Raw genomic sequence first — 21,092 nt, forward strand, 5'->3', positions numbered from 1 at the left:
GGATGTATAAGCATGGTCAATAGTCGCACTGGTTTCTCGACGGGAGTGCATCACAAATGAGTAATGCGCAAGATTTTGGCGCCCTGAATTGGGTAAAGGACGAATTGGATGTATCCATTCGTCATGCTCGCCAAGCGTTGGAAGCCTATGTGGAGACGCCAGGTGACACTGCGTCTCTGGCAACCTGCGGCGACCACCTGCATCAGATTGCCCGGGTTCTGCAAATGGTGCAGGTCTACGGTCCCAGCATGCTCGCTGAAGAGATGGAACTGGTGGTGCGTGACATGTCCGATGGCAATGTCAGGCAAGAAGAGGATGCTGCCGAGGCGTTGATGCTGGCCCTTATTCAGCTTCCCGACTATCTGGAGAAGCTTCAAGGTGGTGATGCGGATGTACCGCTTATCATTCTGCCATTGCTGAATGATCTGAGAGCCGTTCGTGATGCGCCATTGCTTTCAGAGGCAGCTCTGTTCAAGCCGGAAATCGAAACCGAATCTGATGGGGATAAGATCAACGAAGATCTGCCGACACTGGTCAAGCAGGTCAGACAAAAGTTTCACCTGGGGCTGCTGAGTTGGTATCGCAAGCGGGACACTGTCCATGGCTGGCCACTGTTGAGGGATGTGTTTGCCACAATCCGTAATAGTGCTGGAACTGAGACGGTCCAACACCTTTTCTGGGTCGCTGAGGGCCTGATGCATGGGTTGATTGAAAACACCATAGCACCGGGGATTGCAGTCAAACAGTTGTTCAGTCGCCTTGACCGGAAGATGAAGGTCATTATCGATGGTGGTGAACATTTGCTGGTGGAAGATCCACCTGCGGCACTGCTGAAGAATCTGCTTTACTATATCGCCCGAGCGAACTCGCAACATCCTGAAATCGTTAAGATAAAAGAAGCATATAACCTCGATGCAGTAATGCCGAGCGAGGATCAGCTCAATGAGGGCAGACTCGGATTGACCGGGTCAAATGCCGAGTTGGCTGAATCGATCAAGGATGCGGTGAGCAGCGAGTTAACCCGTATTAAAGATATCCTCGATCTTTTCATGCGTGATGAAAAGGCAGATATGGAGATGCTTGGTCATCTTGAAGCGCCAACACGCAAATTGGCTGATACTCTGGGAATGGTTGGACAAGGTGCATTACGCTCCCGTCTAAATCGTCAGGCAGACAAAGTTAAAACCTTTGTTGAACAGGGTGTGTTGCCGGAAGAGTTCGAGTTGATGGAGATGGCAGGAGATATTCTCTATGTGGAATCCTCCCTCAGTACTCTCCACACCTTTCAGCCTGGTGCTGCTCAAAACCTTGATGAAGGTTCTTTGGGAGACAGTCTGCCAGAGGGTGAGTATCAGAATCTGATCCGTCAAACCGTACGCGAAGCGAAGGTTGAGATTGCTCGGGCAAAAGAGACGATTATCAGCTTTACAGAGGCAACAGACGATACCTCTGTTCTTGATTCTGTACACCAGGGTTTTCGGCGTGTAGAGGGCGCTCTGCAGATGCTCAACCTGAGAGATGCGGCTGAATTGATGTCGCAAACAGGGGGTGTCATCAAGAGTGATTTCATGGATGCCAACGTGCCGCCGAGCAGGCAGCAGTTGAACTCCCTTGCTGATGTTGTCAGTAGTATCGAATACTACCTGGAGACTCTGGTTGACGGTGCTGGAGACCGGGGAGAAATTCTCGCCATAGCACGAGCCTCTTTGAATGACCTGCTGAGTGATGGCAAGAGCGAGGTGACAGAGTACGTTACGCCGTCAGAGCCCATCGATCTCTCGGAATCTGCTGATCATGCAGAAGGCTATGAGCTTGAAGAGGAAGAGGTTTCCGATCTCGAGTTTGGTGCCAGTAGCCTGCAAATTGAACCACCACAGCCAGAAGTGGAAATTCTTTCAACAGAGAATGAACCGGCAGCTGTTGAAAAAGCAGAAGATAAGCCACAGTTCGAGGAGATTGCATCTGCCGACAAGCCGATGTTGGAAGATATCGACCCTGAAATTCTGGAGATCTTTATTGAAGAGGCCCGGGAAGAGCTGGAGAGTATCCAGGAGCACTTGCCTCGCTGGCAGCATAACCAAGCTGACAGAGAAGCTCTTGCCATTTTCCGGCGCTCATTCCACACATTAAAAGGCAGTGGTCGCTTGGTTGGAGCGATGGTGATAGGTGAACTCGCCTGGTCTGTGGAGAATATGCTCAATCGCATGATCGATGAGACCATCAAGGTATCACCTGAGATGATGGATCTGCTCAATCATGTCACTGAAGCCTTACCTGTACTGATCGACTGTCAGGAAAAAGGCACCAGTCCCGATGTAAATGTTGAACTCTTACAAAACCGTGCCCACGCTATATCTGAAGGTAAGCCTCTCGAAGAGATAGCTGAACCAGAGATAGACACTACAGAGCTACCTGCATCATCAGAAGAGATTGAGATTGAAGCGATATCACTTGATGACGATGTTGCCGAAGTGGAGTCTGCTGAAGAAGAGGCGCTGTTACCTGAAGATGGAGAATCCTCAGAGGTTGAACCGTACAGCTTGGAAAACCTCGAACTCGATGATGAACTCGTGGATCAAGTCGAGGCTTCAGAGGGGACGGAACAGTCTGAATTGCAGGAAGCAATTCTCGAAGGTATATCGGAAGATATTGAGCAGGACGATTTCACCGATTCAGATCTTGAGATAGAGATCGATACCGAGTTGCTGGAAGTGTTTGCTGAAGAGTCAGAGGAGCACCTGCAGGAGATCGAGGTATTCCTCAAACAGGCTGCGAATACCTCCCCCGCCATGCTGGTACCCGAAGAGGTCGTGAGGGCATGCCACACACTACATGGTAGTGCTCACATGGCTGGGATTACACCCATCGCAATGCTCAGCGAAGCCATGGAAGACTATGTCAGAGCAGTACACGAACATCAGTTGCCTGCTGAACCTCAAGTGGTTGATCTGATTGACGGTAGCGTTGGATATATTCGTCAACTGTTAAGTTGGTTACCTGAAGATTCTCTACCCGAGCCACATGTCGATACCTATCTTGCCGGATTGAATGGAGCCTTGCAGGCAATACAGGCTTCAGTTGAAGAGAAGAGTGAAACTCTGGAAGAAGCATTTCACTTAGATGAACTCTCCTTAGAAGATGTTTCGACTCTCGATGAGGTCGAAAGCTTAGCAGAAGATATCCAAATCGAAGCTACGGATGATAGTGAGTCCGAAGAGTTCGAGGTGGATATTGCATCCGATCTGCTGCTACAGGATTTCGGGAGCCTTGAAACTGATTCAGAGGAGTCAGAGCTGCCACTATCGGAAGATTCAGGTTTTCATGAAGTAGTGAGTTACCTGCAGTCTGATGACCTCTTCGAGGTGGAAGGCGACGAGGAGTTGCTTGAAATCTTCATCGAAGAGGGACGAGAGTTGTTGGAAGCCCTTGAACATGGCTATACCGGCTGGCAGCACTCTCCGAATGATGAAAAAGTGGTCGATGACATCAAGCGGACACTACACACACTGAAAGGTAGTTCCAGGCTTGCCGGGATTAATCCCATTGGTGATCTGAGTCATGCGCTGGAGAGTTTATACGAACGCCTTCTGCGAAATGAACTGAAGCCGGATCAAAGAGTTCAGGATTTAGTACGCCAAGCTTTCGATTTCCTTGCCACTCAAGTTGAGGATGCTGCAACCACTGGCAAAGTACATCTGTCGACCCAACTACTCGTCGATCTAGAGCAGCCAGCTGCTCCAGAAACTGAGTCTGAAGATCTATCAGATGATGCCATCCTGGAAGAAGTTCTCGAAGATGATCTGCAATTGGCAGATGAGGCATTCCCCGATTCAGAGCCTGTAGAGGATGAGCAGCCTGACCAGGAAGAGCTTGTGCGTCTTCAAAAAATGGAGCTGCAGAAGGCATTGGACGAGGCCGAGGAGAGCAGCACCTTATCTGAGTCAGATGAGCAAGTTGATTCGAGTTCTTATTACGAAGAACCAATGAGCTTTCTACATGAGGGAGATCTGTTTGAGGTCACTGAAGACCGTGAATTGGTTGATATCTTCGTAGAAGAGTCAAAAGAGCTGCTCGAAGTCCTGGAAGAACAACATCAGAAATGGCGTGAAAACCCATCAGACCATCAATATCTGGATGGTATTCTACGAGCGCTTCACACCATGAAAGGCAGTTCTCGTCTAGCTGGTGTAGAGCCGGTAGGCGACCTCAGTCATGCGATGGAGTCGTTGCTGAATTGCGTCATGAGGGGGCATATACCTGCTGATAGCGCAGTGATGAGCAGTCTCACCCGTACAACCCTCGACATGCTGGCTACACAGACTGATGATGCCGAGTCCTCTAATGAAGTCCATAGAGCGGATAACCTGATAGACGAAATTCAGGTGCTTATCGATAAGGGTACCGAGCGCGAAGAGATCGTTGAAGATCTTATTGATCCCGATCTTCAGGATGAGCTTGGGAGTGTGGTGCAATCCTCCACTGAGGATGAAGAGCTGGAAATTGTTCAGGATGAGCTCGATTCTCTGCTGCAACCCTCTTCTGAAGATGAAGCTCTGGCGGAGTTGGAAATTGTCGAGGATGAGCCCGAGCCAGAGGCACAATTAACTTCTGAGGATGAAGTCCTGCCCGAAGTGGAATCTGTCCAGGATGGGTTGGACTCTGATGAGATAGAAATAGTCGCTTCCGAGTTGGACATTACGCCTGAAGAGGTTCAGGAAGAGAGCCTCAGTCAAGCCGATGAGTCTTTCCTGGTAATGCATGACGAAGTGTTGCTGGATGTGGGTGAAGATGAAGAGCTGATACAGATCTTCGTTGAAGAAGCCAAAGAGTTCATGGATCAGATCGAAAATCGATTTCTGCAATGGCTCGATGATCTCAGCGACCAAGCTGCAACCGAAGGTATGCAACGTAATCTGCACACGCTAAAAGGCAGTGCTCGTCTCGCGGGTATTATGCCTGTCGGCGACTTGAGTCACGCTGTCGAATCAGTGATGACAGCTGTGGCTGAAGAGGAAATCGATCCCATCGAAACAGTTACAGATACTCTTCGCCACGCGATCGATCACCTGGCTTTCCAAATTGATACCATTGCCAAGACCGGTAAGGTTCCTGCATCAGATGTTCAAGTTGAACAGCTGCATAATCTCCTGGGTGGAGAACTCACACCTGTCCATGCCGGGATGGTTGAAACCATTCAGGAAGTTGCAGAGAGTGAGTTAGTTGAAGAGAAGGAAGAGGAGTCGCCGACTGCCAAGGTACTGCCCTTCAATGAAGAGATTGCCAAGCTGCTCAATCCGGAAAGTGAAGAGGATAAGAAAGCCAGCTTCAAACCCAACAAGGAGCAGGTTCGAGTCAATGCGGATTTGATGGATCGACTGGTTAACCATGCCGGTGAGGTTAGTATCTATCGCTCGCGCCTGGAGCAACAAAACAGTGTCCTGGGCTTCAACCTCGCGGAGCTTGAACAGACAGTCTCCCGTCTCTTTACTCAGTTGCGTGGTCTTGAGATTGAAACTGAGGCACAGATTCTCTATCGCTGGGAACGGGATAACGAAAAACTAGAGCAGGAAAAGACTGAATTTGATCCACTGGAACTGGATCGATTTTCCACCATGCAGCAGTTGTCGAGAGCGCTGGTAGAAACTGTTAATGACCTGGGTAACATCAATGAGTCGTTACGCGATCTGCAACGTGAGACGGATACCTTACTGCTTCAACAGTCACGCATCTCAACCGATCTGCAGGATGGATTGCTACGAACTCGAATGGTGCCATTCGCAACCTTGGTACCAAGGATGCAGCGCCTTGTCAGGCAGACAGCAGCTCAATTGAGTAAAAAAGCCAATCTGGAATGCTTTGGAATAGAGGGCGAGCTTGATCGCAGTATTCTGAATCGTATGGTTCCAGTGCTTGAGCATCTGCTTCGTAATTCAGTCTCTCATGGCATTGAGCTTCCAGGGAATCGGCTCTCTGCGGGTAAGCAGGAGACAGGTCGTATCTCCCTCTATCTTGATCGGGAAGCGACAGATGTAATGATCACCCTGTCAGATGATGGCAAAGGTCTTGATATCGAAGCGATTCGTAAACGGGCATTGGAACAGGGCATGATCAATGCCAATGCTGAAATAAGCGATGATGACCTGATCCAATGTGTGTTGTTGCCTGGCTTCAGTACAGCGAAAGAGGTAACCCAGATTTCAGGTCGAGGCGTTGGCTTGGATGTGGTGACCAGTGAGGTGAAACAACTCGGTGGCTCACTGGAGATCGATTCTCAGCCAGGACGCGGTACCAGTTTCATTATTCGTTTACCCCTCACTCTGGCTATTACCGATGCCCTGCTGATTCGGGTGGGCGAAGAGATCTATGCTGTTCCTCACGGTAGTATCAGCGGTGTTGTGCGGATACGACGCGATGAGATTCAGAAATGCTATTCAGGCGAACAGGAGAGTTTCGATTACGGTGGTAAGCACTATAAGGTGAACTACCTCGGGCGTATGATGGGAACTGGGCAGCATGAGATTCATGAAGGTATGCGTTGGTTGCCACTGTTGCTGTTACAGACCGGCGAACATCAGGTAGCGCTACAGATTGATGAGCTATTGGGTAGTCGTCAGGTCGTGGTGAAGACATTAGGTAAGCAGGTCGGCAGTGTGCGTTGGATTACCGGCGGCACTATTCTCGCCGATGGTCGTGTAGCCTTGATCCTCGATCTTGCTTCTCTGGTTCGTATGGACGCAACCCATGCCGCACCGCTCATGCAACCGGATAGCGATCAGCAACAGAAGAAGCTGGAAGAGCGTCTACGCGTCATGGTGGTGGATGATTCGATCACTGTGCGTAAGGTCACCAGTCGCTTACTGGAACGCCATGATATGGATGTTGTGACTGCGAAAGATGGTGTTGAAGCAGTGGCACTGTTACAAGAACAGGTGCCGGATATTATGCTGCTTGATATTGAAATGCCGAGGATGGACGGTTTTGAGTTGGCTCGACATATCAATAACTCCGTAGATTATTATGGATTGCCGATCATCATGATCTCTTCCAGAGTTGGGGATAAGCATCGTCAACGTGCAATGGATCTTGGGGTTAAGCGCTGTCTTGGTAAGCCCTATCAGGAGAGTGACTTGCTGGATAATATCAACGAAGTCCTGGCGGAAAACAGACAATGAGCCAAGCGGTAGTCAAAGAGGTCAGAAGCGTAATAATCCCTCTGCACGAACGCCAGCTTCTGCTGCCTAACGCATCGGTAGCCGAAGTCATGAGCTATCAACAACCTGAATATGCGGGTGATGAGCTACCCGAGTGGTTCCTGGGGCATCTTGCCTGGCGTGGTGTGATGATTCCTGTCATCTCCTATGAAGGGATGTTGGGTGAAACGGTGGTTGCTCCAGGTTACCGAGGTAGGATTCTTATCTTGAATGCTCTTGGTGATCATGAACGGCTTTCTCATATCGGCATGGCAGTGCATGCAATTCCCTCTCTTGTCAGAGTCAGTGCTGATAATGTTGTGCCTGTGAATTCTGACGATGAAGAACCACAACCTCTGATCAAACAAAAAGTCGAGCTGGATTTGAGTCCGGCTATAGTCCCGGATATGGATGAGATAGAGCGCCAGGTTCTGGATTTGATTAAGGGTCTGTAAAAAATACCCACACTTTGAAACAAGCCATAGTGTAGATTTATCAGGTGTAGTCCAAAGGGTTGAAATTATTTTTAACATGGCACCTTGATATTTATGCTGTAGTGTTATTCGGATAAGTAACTATCAGGCCCAAGGGGTTATTCTCTCTCTTGTCTCTACTCCAATACTATCAACAGCAGCTGCAGATAAACGGTTTCGATCGGGATGCCTATCAGGAGCGTATTCTGTTTGCCTTCGATCGACTGGCTGATCAACTTACTCAACCAAGAAAAACTTCAGGTTGGCTGTGGAAAAAGAGTGTTCCAGCTGTCCAGGGACTCTATATCTGGGGTGGCGTTGGTAGAGGCAAGACCTGGCTGATGGATCTGTTTCATCAACAACATGAAACACTGGGCATCGAACGACACCATTTTCACAGTTTTATGCGGCTTATTCATCAGCGATTGAAAGAGCATGAGGGGGATAAGGAACCTATGATGCTGATCGCTCAAGAGATGGAAAACCGCATGCGGGTACTCTGTCTTGATGAGTTCAATGTCATAGACATTGGTGATGCGATGCTGATGCGGACTCTTTTAGAGAGCTTGCAGAAGGTGGGTATCACTTTAGTCACGACTTCCAATCAACCTCCCGATAGTCTCTATATGAACGGCCTCCAGAGAGAACGGTTTTTACCCGCTATCGCACTGCTAAAAAGTGGCAACGAAGTGCTGGAACTGGAAGGTGACCAGGACTATCGCCTGCAACTCTTCGAAACTTCCTCTGTCTACCATACCCCACTCAGTGATGACGCTATGGTCAAACTGAGCGGTGAATTCGATCGTCTGGCGAGTGGTTCGGTTGAAGAGATGGGACGATTCGAGGTGCCAGGTCGTGCGGTGCGATTCGTCAAAAGAGCCAGTGGTGTGATCTGGAGTGATTTCAATGCGCTATGCGGGCCGCCACGCTGGCAGAACGACTATATTGAACTGGCTCGATGCCATCACACGGTGTTTATTTCAGATATACCCCGACTTGATGGGACATGGGATGACAGAACCCGGCGTTTCATCAACCTGGTCGATGTCTTCTACGACCAGAAAGTTAAAGTGGTTATCAGTGCTGATGCTGAACCCGATCGGCTCTACAGTGGAACCCGGCTCGCATTTGAGTTTAAGAGAACTGCGAGCAGGTTGAAGGAGATGCAGTCGGCCAAATATCTGGAGACACCACATAAAGGCTGAGTCTGTTGTCGGGAATGAAGAAGCTATGACGAATCGTAGGGTGCGGCCCTGCCGCACCATGCCCAACTAAAAACCAAACCACCTGACAAGACGGTGTTGAGACGCTGCTGGTAATGAACCAAAGTATCTGCTTTTTTGGGAATTCTCACCCTGATGGTGCGGCAGGGCCGCACCCTACGATTCATCATAGCTTATCGTGTGGCATGCCCCACCCAAAACAAAACCATCAAGCTCGAACAGAAGCCTGATGACTTCCCGAAATAAATCCACACGTAGGGTGCGGCCCTGCCGCACCATAAGGTCAGGATTACCTCGGACCTTATGGTTAATTACAGCTGCGATTCTAGAGGGAGGTGGAATTTGTCTCTAAACCTGCTGATCAGGTAGTTTAAATTTAAGCCAGCCATGGTGCGGCAGGGCCGGCACCCTACATCGGTTGAATTTTTTCTGGACTGTAGTGGGCATGAGCCTATGTGATTGGATCTGACAAGTCTGCCCACAACTCCTTTTGAGGCGCTGTAATTTAGTATTCAGAATCGTAGGGTGCGGCCCTGCCGCACCATAAGGTCAGGATTACCTCGGGTCTTATGGATAATTACAGCTGCGATTCTAGAGGGAGGTGGAATTTGTCTCTAAACCTGCTGATCAGGTAGTTTTAATTTAAGCCAGCCATGGTGCGGCAGGGCCGGCACCCTACATCGGTTGAATTTTTTCTGGACTGTAGAGGGCATGAGCCTGGATGGTTGGATCTGACAAGTCTGCCTACAACTCTTTTTGAGGCTCTGTTATTTAGTATTCAGATTAGAAATATTTCACTTTATTTTATCTACTTGATGGTTCGTGATTCACACATTGACATGCCAGCCGTCATCATCGATTGCGCCGGGAAATTTGCCATGCATTGCCACTCCATGCTGGTACCATCCATAACCAATTTTGGTGCTAATACCACTCTCTTGTCATTACCGAAGCTATTGCTCAACGTTGCAACGATTGCGCCGCCATCACCAAACAGGACCTCCTTGATATCTGCACTTTTCAGGTTGTCCGGGTTATAGCCCATATCCTGAGGTTTCTCAGGCCAAGCGCCATTCATCATATAGTATTGCTGCATTTCAAATTTGATCGGAGTCAGCAAACTGATGACGTTGACGAGCCTGGATTGAAATTGCATTTTTCCAGTGGTTGCAGGCTCTTCTCCCTGGGGGATATATTCAGATTCGCCCATTAGTTTTGAGCCCAGTTGAGAGCGCTGTTCAGGTGCAGTAAAAACGCTGACGGTCTCCTGGCTGATATCAGAATCGCAGGCCACCTGCTGATAGACAAGCTCACCCTCGGCATTGGTGCACTTGTAGAATTTCTTAGCCACCACCTGGCTGCTTGGAGCGAGAAAGAGCAGGGCCAGGAGGATAATCCGGAAAAGTTCTGTTTGATGTTGCATCATTCTGTCTTGCTGGTTGGTGATCTCCTTATCCTAGCAAGAAATTGAGAAATTGGCACAGTCATCACTGACTGGGTTAATAACTGTACACTTGTGGTGGCCGGTAGGTGAGTGACACCACCACAAGCGTACATTGTGCACGGTTAAGATTGTATATAATTAACGCTCACATCTACGATGACGTCGCTCAGGTTTACGATCACTGCACTCTTCAGGCTTATTCTCTTGGGTAAGGTTGGAAGCAAATACGACAACACGGTTTGTCATTCCTTGCGCCTCCTCTTCATCATTGGCGCGGATTATGCCATAGAGCACGCCTTCTTCAGAATGATCCCAGGCAATACCCTGGCCGCGGATATTCAAAGATATGCTCTCAGCAACTTCCAGCACAGATCCGGCTTCAGGAAAACGGATTTGATAGGTTTCTGCCAGATCGTGGCCTGTGATGTAAAGTTTTCCATCCGGTCCCCAGGAGCCGCCGGAGTTGCTCATCAGTTCAAATTTCTCCATCAATTCGGTTGGAAAAATCCAGCCTTCCAACACCTGCCAATCCTCGTTGAACTTAACCAATGTAGTATTGATATTGCCACCGGTATGGATTGCATAAGGTACGCCGGCTTTAGTGCCGTCTGGTAGTTTGCCTTCCTTGTTATAGTTGGCGAAGGTACCCCACCAGTAGCCATCATGTTTGTCCAGCCAGGTTAAAGAGCCAAGGCGGATACCGATACTGTGGCTTTCAATGTGCTTCATGGTTTCTGCATCCCAGACCTCAATCGAGCTGGTCATCGGGAAGTAGCGGTAGTTGGAGTGTGAACAGTAGATTTTGCCATCAACTACAGCGGCACTGTCCAGGTGTTTAACCTGACCATCATCTTCGCCAATCCAGGCATCTACATATTCACCATCCTTGGTGTACTTAGCGATTGTATGATTGTCTACCGCATAGAAATGCTCCTCATCAACACCAATGCCCTGATTGGCTTCGGGTATATCGAATTCAGCAATCTGCCAAATGGTGGTTTCGGCTACGGAGACGGTTGAGACAAGACAGAAAAGTGCTGCAGATAGTGATGATCGTAACAAGCTGGCATTCATTGGTTATTCTCCCAATTCTTATAGGTGTCCTGATTCCAGGAAGATTGACGCAAGCGCACTCTATAGTTATTGAATGACAGTCTTATGGAGGTCAATTGATCACTTTGTGACTATTCGTCACAACTAATTTGTATTCAGCCAGAGTCGGGTTTTTTTACAAAACTTTGAAGTCACCCCAAAGGGTCTGGATAGCGGCAATGGCGGCCAGAGGTGCAGTCTCGGTACGCAGAATTCTCGGACCTAAGCGAAGACCTGGAAACTCTTGTTGAAGGGCTTGATCCCGCTCGCCATCGTTCAGTCCGCCCTCCGGTCCAATCAGGATTGAAACTGAAGATTTCGGGGGTGGAATATCAGATATGGGTTGTTTGCCTCCTGGGTCGAGTACCAAGGCGAGGTCAGAATTTTGTTGAGAAATTGCAATAATGTAGCCTGGATGAAGTGTAACGGAATCCGGGAGAGTAGTGCACCAATCTTCCCGGATTCCGTTACACTTCATCCAGGCTACGGACTGAAAAAGCGCCACTCGTCGTTCATTTGGAGTGACCAAACCTCTCTCCTAGCGCCCGTAAGGGAGTGCCCTTGGGTGCGCCTTGATTAGCGCTTTTTCAGGGGCAACAGGGTCGATTCGATTAGTGTTAACAGGCCCTAAAACTTAAAGTCACCCCAGAGGGTTTGGATAGCGGCAATGGCAGCCAGTGGTGCTGTCTCGGTGCGCAGGATTCTGGGGCCCAGACGCAGGCCAAGAAAACCCTGCTGAATGGCTTGGTCACGCTCGTTATCGCTCAGTCCGCCCTCTGGTCCGATCAGGATTGATACTGATGATTTCGGTGGAGGGATTTTAGATATGGGCTGAATGGCAGCAGGGTCGAGTACCAGGGCGAGTTCAGAATTATGTTGAGAAATTGCAGTTGATAGCTCAACTGGTTCATCAAGCATAGGCAAACGGCATCGCCCCGACTGTTCGCAAGCACTGACGATTACGCGCTGCCAGTGAGCCATTCGGTTGATGCGTTTTTTATCATCAAGTTTTACCACGCACCGTTGTGTAAAACTTGGGGTGATATGGGTGACACCAAGCTCAGTGGCTTTCTGCAGTACCAGATCCATACGCTCACCCCGCGAGATACCAATGATCAGATGAATAGCGAGCTGTGTCTCTGTCTCATGTCGAATCTGCTCTCCAACCAGAGCAGAAACCCCTTGCCTGGATACCTGGTCGAGGTGAGCCTGAAACTCATCACCGCTGTTGTCAAACAGTATGATCTGGTTGCCGGTGCGCATTCTCAGAACATGGCGCAAGTGATGAGCCGGCTCCTCTTCAAGGCTGATCGGTTGATGCGGTGTCAGGGGTTGAGTGGTATAGCACCGGGGAATTCTCATCGCTTATGTCCGAGGTTGAATCTATGCTGCCCCGCAAGACTATCCAGTGGCGCCTGTAGCCTCTTCGGTATAGGACGTTGTAGCCACCTCTCGCTCAGCGAGACGTTTATCGATCAGGTTTTTCACCATGATCAGCAAGCCGAGACCGATGAAAGCACCCGGAGGAAGAATGGCGATCAACATGCCGGGGAAGTCCTCGATTTTAAGGGTCAACCCTTGAGCAACTTCGCCAAACATCAGATGAGCCTGATCAAACAGGGTGCCCTGACCAACCAGTTCACGCATGCCTCCCAGCACAATGAGTACCAGTGTAAAGCCGATTCCGACACTCAGGCCGTCAACCAGTGAACGCCAGAGGTTGTTCTTCGACGCAAAGGCTTCTGCCCGGCCTATGATGGTGCAGTTGGTAACGATGAGCGGGATAAAGATGCCCAGTATTTTATGCAGTTCATGGAAGTAGGCGTTCATGCCTAACTCAATCGCAGTTACAAAAGAGGCGATTACCATCACAAACACCGGCAGGCGTACTTCAGGTCGTACAAAATTCCGGATTAAAGAGACGGTGCTGTTGGAAGCGACCAAAACCGCTGTGGTCGCCAATCCAAGCCCCAGTCCATTGATGGCGGTATTACTTACTGCGAGCAGTGGACAGAGCCCGAGCAGGGCTACCAGCGCTTGATTGTTGTGCCAGAGGCCATCAGTGATGAGTTGTCGGATGCTATTGTCAGACATGGTGTTTTGTCTCTATTCTTTTGCCGCTGGCTCGGTTGTCTGCCGGTCATAAAGGGCATCTTTGTTGTCGCGAACATAGATCAGTGTGTTTTTCACTGCAGTGACGATGGACCTGGGTGTGATGGTGGCGCCGGTAAATTGGTCGAAATAGCCACCATCCCGCTTCACGCTCCATTTTGCCAATGATGGATTGTCCAGGGATTTATCGTTAAAACTGTAGATCCAATCCGATCGGTTCTCCTCAACCTTATCTCCCAGTCCGGGAGTCTCTCTATGGCTGATTACACGAACACCGCCCAGGGTACCGTCGTAGCGAACCGCTACCAGCAGCTTTATCGGGCCGCTATAGCCATCAGGCACCACCGAGGTGAGTACCGTGGCTACAGGCTGCTGTAGCTTTCGACCACGGTAGACACTGGTCTGTTCACTCCCCAGCAGGTCAACTGACTCTACCTCAATCACATCGGCTACCATATCGTTGTCGACACTCTCCGGTGGCACCAGTGCGTGAAGAGATTGCAGCAGGGTTTCCCGCTCATTTTGCAAAATGCGATCCTTGGTGGCGACATGGGTGAAAGAAACCAGTGAGGTGCCTGCCACGGCGAAGGAGGCAAGAATGCCAGCTGCTATGAGGATTGAAACACGATTATTCATGTTTTATCTCACCATGCCCATAGGTCCGTGGACGGGTGTAGTAGTCGATGGTAGGTGCTGCCATATTCATCAGCAGTACCGCAAAAGCGACCGCGTCCGGATAGCCACCCCAGGTGCGAATGAGGTAGACAAGTACCCCTATGGTTGCACCATAGATCAACTGCCCGGCTCGGGTTGTAGAGGCTGTAACCGGATCGGTGGCAATAAAGAAAGCCCCCAGAATGGCGCCTCCACTGAAGAGATGAAACAGCGGAAAAGGGAAACTCTCAGAGTCGAAGATCCAGAATATTGTCGCCATACCCACCAGACCGGTGATGAAAGCGAGAGGGATCTGCCAGGTGATGGTGCGCTTGTAGACCATCCAGATACCCCCCATAAGGAACCAGTTGCCGGCCCACTCCCAGCCCAATCCGCCGAAATCACCCCACAACGGGCTGGTACGGATTTCACTGATCATCATGTTGAGGTCAAGATTGGTGCGCATGACATCAAGGGGGGTTGCCATGGTGATCGCGTCCAGTTCCAGGCCATCAGGCAGTAGACCGGCAAACTTGAAGGCGATTATCTGCTGAAAAGTCAGTTGATGGTCATTCAGGAGTGTCGGAGGCAACCAGGAGGTCATCTCCACCGGATAGGAGATCAACAGCAGAACATAGGCGGCCATGGCAGGATTAAAGGGGTTGTAACCAAGCCCCCCATACATCTGCTTGACCATGATAATGCCAAAGGCCATGCCCAGTACGACCATCCACCAGGGGAGCAGGGGGGGGATTGCCACAGCAAACAAGATGGCTGTAACAACTGCGCTAAGATCAAAAATAACCGGGGTTACCGGCCGCTTGCGCAGTTTGATTACCAGGGCCTCAAAAGCGACAGCTGAGGTAATGGCCAGTAGCAGGTTAAGTAATACCCCCCAGCCAAAATAGAAAATCAGTGCAGCGGTGCCTGGGAGCAAAGCCAGCACAACCTGGAGCATCACTTTTTCGACCCGGTTCGGACGACCGGTATGGGGTGAGCTGTGTGTTGGAAATTCCATCAGGCGGGGGGCTCCGATTGATTCTGTTGCTCAGTGGTCCCGGATTTTCGGCGTTGATCCACCTCGTCGATTTTTGCCTGCTGGGCTGAAGTCAGGTTATCCGTGTTTTTAGGGGCAAGCTGCTGCTTGGCCTTCTTCTCGGCAGCACGTTTCATTGCGGCCTGGATGGCAGCCTGTTTGGCATCCTTCTCATCCAGTTCAGGCTCAGCACTTTTCTTCTTTGGTGCCGGTTTCTTGGCTAAAGTCTCTTTCTTCTTGCGTAGTCTTGCCTTGCGCTCCGCCTCCAGTCGTTCCAGTCGGGCGATCCGAAAGTCATGCCGCTGCTTGGCATGGTCAGATTCACGTCGCTCCTGCTCCATGGCCCAACTCTCGGTCTTGGCATATCTGAAGTATTGTACCAGCGGAATATGGGAGGGGCAGACATGAGAACAGCAACCACACTCTATACAGTCGAACAGGTTGTAGTCCTGGACCTTATCCAGGTCTTTGGCACGGCTATGCCAATACAACTGCTGTGGCAGCAGCTTTGCAGGGCAGACATCGGCACAGCGGCCGCAACGGATGCAGGCCTGAGCTACTTCGGGTCTGGGGGCCTCCTCCGCAGTCGGGCAAAGGATGCAGTTGGCGCCCTTGGTGATGGGGACCTGATCTGTAGAGAGATCAAAACCCATCATAGGCCCACCTAGAATCAATTGTTGTGGATTGTTCTGATAACCGCCAGCCTGTTCAATCAGATCACTCGCCAACATTCCGATCGGAACTTCATAGTTTCCAGGTCCTTTTACACCCTCACCAGTGAGGGTCACCAAGCGGGAAATCAACGGACGTCCTTCCAGTACAGCGTCGGCAACTGCGGCTGTGGTGGCGACGTTATGGCAGATCGCGCCAATCTGAGCAGGCAGTCCGGAGGTGGGCACTTCCCGACCGGTAAGGATCTGTATCAGCTGCTTTTCGCCCCCACTCGGATAGAGGGTGGGTATGCGGACTACTTCGATATTCTCATCCTCTCGAAGCTCCTGGAACATAGCAAGGATTGCCTCGGACTTGTTGTCTTCAATGGCAATCAGACAGACTTCACTTTGCAGTAGATGTTGCAGGATTCGCGCACCGTCCATCACCTTGGCGGCTCTATCCCGCATCAGACGATCATCACAGGTGATATAGGGCTCACACTCAGCGCCATTGATGATCAAAGTCTTGATTGGCTGTCCGGGGTTGAGTTTGACAGCCGAAGGGAATGTCGCGCCACCCATGCCGACGATACCCGATTCCCGGATGCGCTGACGCAAGGTCTGGGCATCCACATTCCGGTAATCCTTGATCGGCTCTGGCAGTTCACCCCAGCTATCTTTTCCATCCGGTTGGATAACGATGCAGGGACCGGAGAGTCCTGAAGGATGTGGGATAAGATGTTCATCGATCTCCACCACAGTGCCCGATGTCGGCGCGTGCAATGGTGCAGTTACCGGTGCTGTTGAATCGGCAATCAACTCACCCTTCAAAACTATATCACCGGGTTTCACCCTGGCTTGTGCCATCATCCCGATATGCTGCTGCAGGGGGATAATCAATCGATCAGGCAGCTCTACAGACCCCAGAGGTCGCTGCAGGGAGATATCCTTATGGTCGGGCAGATGGAGTCCACCATGAAAGCGCCATAGCTCTCGGGTTTTACCTTTTTTAGATTCAACATACATGACTAATCTGCCTGCCGGGCAATCTCTTCTGTGCCACTTTGAGGAAAGGGCCAACGCCAACTATCAGCCTTTTGAGGGATCGGCTCCATCACAATACAGTCCACAGGGCAGGGGGGGAGGCAACGCTCGCAGCCAGTACATTCATCAGTGATGACCACATGCATCTGTTTCGCTGCACCGATAATAGCATCCACCGGACAGGCCTGAAGGCAGAGGGTGCAGCCAATACACTCCTGCTCTTTGATGATCGCAATCGCCTTCGGTTTCTCCTCCGCTGCTTCTGCATCCAGAGGGACAGGATCGCGCCCCAGCAGATCCGCCAAAGCGATCATGGTGCCTTCGCCTCCAGGGGGGCAGAGGTTGATCTCAACCTCTCCATTGGCAATGGCCTCTGCATAGGGTCGACACCCAGCGAAACCACATTGGCCACATTGGGTTTGAGGTAGCACCTTTTCGATCTGATCGGTGATTGGATCCCCTTCCACATGAAAGCGGATACTGGCATAGCCAAGCAACAGACCGAATAGGGTTGCCAGTCCGGTAATGGTGATGATAGCGAGCAGCATCAGATAAACACCTTACACAGAGACCAGGCCGGCAAAACCCATAAAGGCCAGAGACATCAGGCCGGCAGTGATCATAGCAATCGCGTTACCCTGCAGAGGTTCAGGAACATCAGCTACGGTTACCCGCTCGCGAATACCTGCAAACAGCACCAGAACCAGAGAGAAGCCTGCAGCGGCGCCAAAGCCGTACAAGGCAGACTCAATAAAGCCGTGCTGCTCCTGGGTATTCAACAGTGCAACACCGAGCACCGCGCAGTTAGTGGTGATCAGAGGTAGAAAGATGCCCAGTACCTGATAGAGCATGGGGCTGGTTTTATGCATCACCATCTCGGTGAACTGCACCACCACGGCAATCACCAGGATGAAAGCGATGGTGCGCAAAAACTCCAGGCCCAGGGGGATCAACAGATATTCGTTAATCAGATAGGAGCAGATCGCCGACAGGGTCAGCACGAAGGTGGTGGCCAGGCCCATACCTGTGGCAGTCTCCAGCTTCCGGGAGACACCCATAAAGGGGCAGAGGCCGAGAAACTTCACCAAAACGAAGTTATTTACCAGCACAGTGCTAATCAGGATGAGGGCGTATTCTTGCATGGAAAAACCGAAAATCAATTAATGGCGTAAGGATAAGCGGCCAACCGGATGGTTACAACTTGTCTCTACTGTGTATTTGCCGGCTACTATGCTGATTTTATCTGGTTAAATCATTGATAAGCCGCAAACAATACTGGTCTGGGATGGATAAATCCATAACAATAGGGTTGTCTGAGAAAAATTGATAAAAAAATGCGTCAAACGCCACTGATCATTGTGGGATAAGACGACCAGTGGTGATTTCGGTGGCTCTATGCTGACCCTTATAGTCTAAGCAATCGGAAAATCACCACTAGATCTGGTGCTCATAACGCACCACTTTGCCCGAGAAATATAAACAACAGCAGTCAATGTTGCCGGGTTAACAACAATGAGGATGAGAAGAGCATATGAAACTAGAATCCCTTGCTTTGCACGCCGGATACGATTCCGAGCCAACAACCAAATCTGCGGCGGTGCCAATCTACCAAACCACCTCCTATACCTTTGATGACACCCAGCATGGCGCTGATCTGTTCGATCTTAAAGTAGCCGGCAATATCTATACCCGTATCATGAATCCAACCAACGCCGTGCTGGAGCAGCGTATGACCGAGATGGAGGGCGGCGTTGGTGCTCTGGCGCTCGCTTCCGGAATGGCGGCGATCACCTATGCGATCCAGTGTATCGCTCAAAGTGGGGACAACATCGTCAGCACCAGCCAGCTCTATGGAGGCACCTACAACCTCTTTGCCCATACCTTTCCACGCCAGGGTATCGAAGTCCGCATGGCCTCTTTTGATGATTATGAAAAGCTGGAGAGCCTGATCGATGCAAAGACCAGAGCCCTGTTCTGCGAATCGATCGGTAATCCGGCAGGCAATATCGTCGATCTGGAGCGGCTGGCAGAGATCGCCCATCGCCACGGGGTGCCGCTAATAGTGGACAACACCGTAGCGACCCCCTATCTCTGTCGTGCTTTTGATCATGGTGCGGACATTATCATCCACTCACTCACCAAATATATCGGTGGTCATGGAACCACTGTAGGTGGTGTGATCATCGATTCCGGTAAGTTCGACTGGGCAGGTAACAAGGAACGATTCCCAATGCTGAATGAGCCCGATCCTTCTTACCATGGGGTAGTCTACACCGAGGCACTGGGACCGGCTGCTTACATTGGTCGTTGCCGGGTTGTCCCTTTGCGGAATACCGGGGCTGCACTCTCACCTCATAGTGGTTTTCTGATCATGCAGGGATTGGAAACCTTAGGGTTACGCATGGAACGACACTGTGAAAACAGCCTCGCTGTCGCACAATACCTGAAGCAGCAACCCCAGGTGAAATGGGTCAACTACGCCGCATTGCCAGAGAGCCCGCACTATGAACGTTGTCAAAAGATTACCAAAGGACAAGCTTCAGGCATCCTGAGTTTTGGTATTGAAGGAGGGCTTGAAGCGGGTGCCCGATTTATCGATGCCCTGCAGATGATCTTAAGATTGGTCAATATCGGTGATGCCAAATCCCTGGCCTGTCATCCGGCCACCACCACCCACCGCCAATTAAGTGAAGAGGAGTTGGCCACGGCAGGTGTCAGTGCAGATATGGTACGCCTCTCCATCGGTATCGAGCATGTTGACGATATCATCGCGGACATCAGTCAAGCCCTGGAAGTAGCAAAAGGCTGAGCCAACCAAAAGCGTAGGGTGGGGCCATGCCCCACCTTTCTTCCCATCTATCGGCGTCAAAATTCCCTGATAGACCAATGGGTCAGAAATCATCCCCAAGTAGGTGCATACCTACTAAATTGACTTGTGCTAATACCGGTAGTTAATGGCCCCACCCTTACTCTACGTCAGCTTATTGCCCGCTGTTTTTTATGGCAACCCCAAGATGTAGTTAAAAACTAGACCCCCAGCCACACAAAGGTTGGCCTTAATCTATGACAATGAATTTCGTGGCACCAATGGACGATTGCTACAGCGGGATTGGGTTCGCTTGCACTATGCCAGAACAGAGCAGACGCAGTGGCAACAGAGTTTCCAAGCCTGGTGGTTTGATCTCGCTTTTATAAAGGATAAACGGGACACCGAATTTTTACTTCCACACAAATATCTTGAGATATTTGTCACGTTACTTAGTAAAACAGTAGCTTAAGTTATCACTATTTGATGGGCGTCCCTGAATTACTATTTTAGTTCACATGTCATGTCAAATTATGAAATATCTGGATAGAAGGCAGTTTGCTCGAATTCAACACGTCACACAATTTAATTGTGTGCGTCAAAGAGCATACGCACTGGTAAAATGATGATTTTTAGTATAAAAATAGAGAAGACAGGGAGGTTGTCACGCACAAGCTTTTCCTCCCTTTGATTGTAGATATAAGGCACTATTCCCGTTTATAACGGTGCAAATGGCCTGCTATCCAGCATTTATTGCATGATAGCGGGAAGGTGTCACGTTGAAGTGGGTGATTAGTCAGGATATAAGGCAATGTGCCTTAGAGTATATGTTAAGTGTCACTATGAACGAAGTTAAAGCTACAGCCGTGGAGCTGAAAAATACATTCGAAGAACTCTCTCTGAAGAGTGATGCTGTTGTAAGTGGCTATAAACAGAATCTAGCAGTAATCGAGAAAGCATTGGCAGGTGAAGATATCGCCTACCATTTAAGCACAGTGAACTTAGGCTGTATTCGTGTTCTGCAAGATAGCTGGGATTTGAGTGAAATCGAATTCAAAAGGTTAATTTCCGCCATATCAAATTTTGATGAGGCTCTAAAAAATAATTATGGCTAGCATCAAACTAAAAACACTTAACAAGTCAAAGCACGCGGACTTGGTAAAGCTGTCACCTTTTTTGTTCCAAAAAAAGCCGCCAACTTCACCAAGCCGGTGTTTGAGGCGTTGAAGCTGTAGAAAAACCCACATTTTCACCCAAGGAATGATAAAATAGAGTCAAAGGAAAAGGAGTTAGTCAATGGCAAAATTCATTCCTTACGATTACAACCAAAACAGTATGATTGTAATCAACTACCAAGACCAATTG

Annotated in this window: 15 protein-coding genes; 5 read left to right on the top strand and 10 right to left on the bottom strand. The window is 49.9% G+C overall.

The genetic code is table 11. The features are described from left to right. Positions 1–56 precede the first annotated feature (56 nt). From AC4IE7_RS02890 to zapE, 3 genes are all read left to right on the top strand, one after another. Positions 57–7,172, top strand: coding sequence for a hybrid sensor histidine kinase/response regulator (locus tag AC4IE7_RS02890; RefSeq protein ID WP_490775295.1), 7,116 nt, complete (start codon positions 57–59; stop codon positions 7,170–7,172). Further along, entirely contained in the window at positions 7,169–7,645 is a 477-nt protein-coding gene (locus tag AC4IE7_RS02895; RefSeq protein ID WP_490775296.1) for a chemotaxis protein CheW, read from the top strand. The genes AC4IE7_RS02890 and AC4IE7_RS02895 overlap by 4 nt, the downstream gene beginning before the upstream one ends. 149 nt (positions 7,646–7,794) lie before the next feature. Further along, on the top strand, positions 7,795–8,868 hold the full coding sequence (gene zapE, locus AC4IE7_RS02900; protein ID WP_490775297.1) for a cell division protein ZapE: 1,074 nt from the start codon (positions 7,795–7,797) through the stop codon (positions 8,866–8,868). An 826-nt stretch (positions 8,869–9,694) separates the two neighbouring features. On the opposite strand, the gene AC4IE7_RS02905 is transcribed toward zapE, so the two are convergent. From AC4IE7_RS02905 to rsxA, 10 genes are all read right to left on the bottom strand, one after another. Next, a complete protein-coding gene (locus AC4IE7_RS02905; protein ID WP_490775298.1) occupies positions 9,695–10,312 on the bottom strand; it encodes a pilin in 618 nt (205 codons plus the stop codon). A gap of 156 nt (positions 10,313–10,468) precedes the next feature. After that, complete coding sequence (locus AC4IE7_RS02910) at positions 10,469–11,404, bottom strand: NHL repeat-containing protein (RefSeq protein ID WP_490775299.1); 936 nt, start codon at positions 11,402–11,404, stop codon at positions 10,469–10,471. Between the two features lie 154 nt (positions 11,405–11,558). Further along, the gene (locus tag AC4IE7_RS02915) at positions 11,559–11,951 is read right to left on the bottom strand and encodes an RsmE family RNA methyltransferase (protein ID WP_490775300.1); all 393 of its coding nucleotides are present in this window, start codon (positions 11,949–11,951) and stop codon (positions 11,559–11,561) included. A 98-nt stretch (positions 11,952–12,049) separates the two neighbouring features. Beyond that, positions 12,050–12,784 (bottom strand): 16S rRNA (uracil(1498)-N(3))-methyltransferase, encoded by a 735-nt coding sequence (locus AC4IE7_RS02920; RefSeq protein ID WP_490775301.1) that lies wholly within the window; start codon positions 12,782–12,784, stop codon positions 12,050–12,052. Positions 12,785–12,823: 39 nt separating this feature from the next. Continuing rightward, entirely contained in the window at positions 12,824–13,516 is a 693-nt protein-coding gene (locus AC4IE7_RS02925) for an electron transport complex subunit E (RefSeq protein ID WP_490775302.1), read from the bottom strand. A gap of 12 nt (positions 13,517–13,528) precedes the next feature. Further along, positions 13,529–14,170, bottom strand: coding sequence for an electron transport complex subunit RsxG (rsxG, locus tag AC4IE7_RS02930; RefSeq protein WP_490775303.1), 642 nt, complete (start codon positions 14,168–14,170; stop codon positions 13,529–13,531). Then, positions 14,163–15,206 carry an electron transport complex subunit RsxD gene (gene rsxD / locus AC4IE7_RS02935; protein WP_490775304.1) on the bottom strand — a complete coding sequence of 348 codons (1,044 nt, stop codon included), beginning with the start codon at positions 15,204–15,206 and terminating at the stop codon, positions 14,163–14,165. The genes rsxG and rsxD overlap by 8 nt, the downstream gene beginning before the upstream one ends. Then, complete coding sequence (gene rsxC / locus AC4IE7_RS02940) at positions 15,206–16,903, bottom strand: electron transport complex subunit RsxC (RefSeq protein WP_490775305.1); 1,698 nt, start codon at positions 16,901–16,903, stop codon at positions 15,206–15,208. Before rsxC ends, rsxD begins: the two co-directional genes overlap by 1 nt. A gap of 2 nt (positions 16,904–16,905) precedes the next feature. Further along, positions 16,906–17,469 carry an electron transport complex subunit RsxB gene (gene rsxB, locus AC4IE7_RS02945; RefSeq protein ID WP_490775306.1) on the bottom strand — a complete coding sequence of 188 codons (564 nt, stop codon included), beginning with the start codon at positions 17,467–17,469 and terminating at the stop codon, positions 16,906–16,908. A gap of 12 nt (positions 17,470–17,481) precedes the next feature. After that, positions 17,482–18,063, bottom strand: coding sequence for an electron transport complex subunit RsxA (gene rsxA, locus AC4IE7_RS02950; protein WP_069003984.1), 582 nt, complete (start codon positions 18,061–18,063; stop codon positions 17,482–17,484). A 389-nt stretch (positions 18,064–18,452) separates the two neighbouring features. Here rsxA and AC4IE7_RS02955 point away from each other — a divergent pair, with 389 nt between their 5' ends. After that, a complete protein-coding gene (locus AC4IE7_RS02955) occupies positions 18,453–19,730 on the top strand; it encodes an O-acetylhomoserine aminocarboxypropyltransferase/cysteine synthase family protein (RefSeq protein WP_490775307.1) in 1,278 nt (425 codons plus the stop codon). An 839-nt stretch (positions 19,731–20,569) separates the two neighbouring features. Continuing rightward, complete coding sequence (locus AC4IE7_RS02960) at positions 20,570–20,842, top strand: hypothetical protein (RefSeq protein ID WP_490775308.1); 273 nt, start codon at positions 20,570–20,572, stop codon at positions 20,840–20,842. Positions 20,843–21,092: the final 250 nt, after the last annotated feature.

The organism is Candidatus Thiodiazotropha sp. AKAK3 (genome assembly GCF_058244645.1).

What these genes read in the sequence shown, in the direction of transcription:
- AC4IE7_RS02890 (WP_490775295.1), top strand. Translation starts at nt 57, where the DNA reads ATGAGTAATGCGCAAGATTTTGGCGCCCTGAATTGGGTAAAGGACGAA.
- AC4IE7_RS02895 (WP_490775296.1), top strand. Translation starts at nt 7,169, where the DNA reads ATGAGCCAAGCGGTAGTCAAAGAGGTCAGAAGCGTAATAATCCCTCTG.
- AC4IE7_RS02905 (WP_490775298.1), bottom strand. Translation starts at nt 10,312, where the DNA reads ATGATGCAACATCAAACAGAACTTTTCCGGATTATCCTCCTGGCCCTG.
- AC4IE7_RS02910 (WP_490775299.1), bottom strand. Translation starts at nt 11,404, where the DNA reads ATGAATGCCAGCTTGTTACGATCATCACTATCTGCAGCACTTTTCTGT.
- AC4IE7_RS02920 (WP_490775301.1), bottom strand. Translation starts at nt 12,784, where the DNA reads ATGAGAATTCCCCGGTGCTATACCACTCAACCCCTGACACCGCATCAA.
- AC4IE7_RS02925 (WP_490775302.1), bottom strand. Translation starts at nt 13,516, where the DNA reads ATGTCTGACAATAGCATCCGACAACTCATCACTGATGGCCTCTGGCAC.
- rsxG (WP_490775303.1), bottom strand. Translation starts at nt 14,170, where the DNA reads ATGAATAATCGTGTTTCAATCCTCATAGCAGCTGGCATTCTTGCCTCC.
- rsxD (WP_490775304.1), bottom strand. Translation starts at nt 15,206, where the DNA reads ATGGAATTTCCAACACACAGCTCACCCCATACCGGTCGTCCGAACCGG.
- rsxC (WP_490775305.1), bottom strand. Translation starts at nt 16,903, where the DNA reads ATGTATGTTGAATCTAAAAAAGGTAAAACCCGAGAGCTATGGCGCTTT.
- rsxB (WP_490775306.1), bottom strand. Translation starts at nt 17,469, where the DNA reads ATGCTGCTCGCTATCATCACCATTACCGGACTGGCAACCCTATTCGGT.
- rsxA (WP_069003984.1), bottom strand. Translation starts at nt 18,063, where the DNA reads ATGCAAGAATACGCCCTCATCCTGATTAGCACTGTGCTGGTAAATAAC.
- AC4IE7_RS02955 (WP_490775307.1), top strand. Translation starts at nt 18,453, where the DNA reads ATGAAACTAGAATCCCTTGCTTTGCACGCCGGATACGATTCCGAGCCA.
- AC4IE7_RS02960 (WP_490775308.1), top strand. Translation starts at nt 20,570, where the DNA reads ATGAACGAAGTTAAAGCTACAGCCGTGGAGCTGAAAAATACATTCGAA.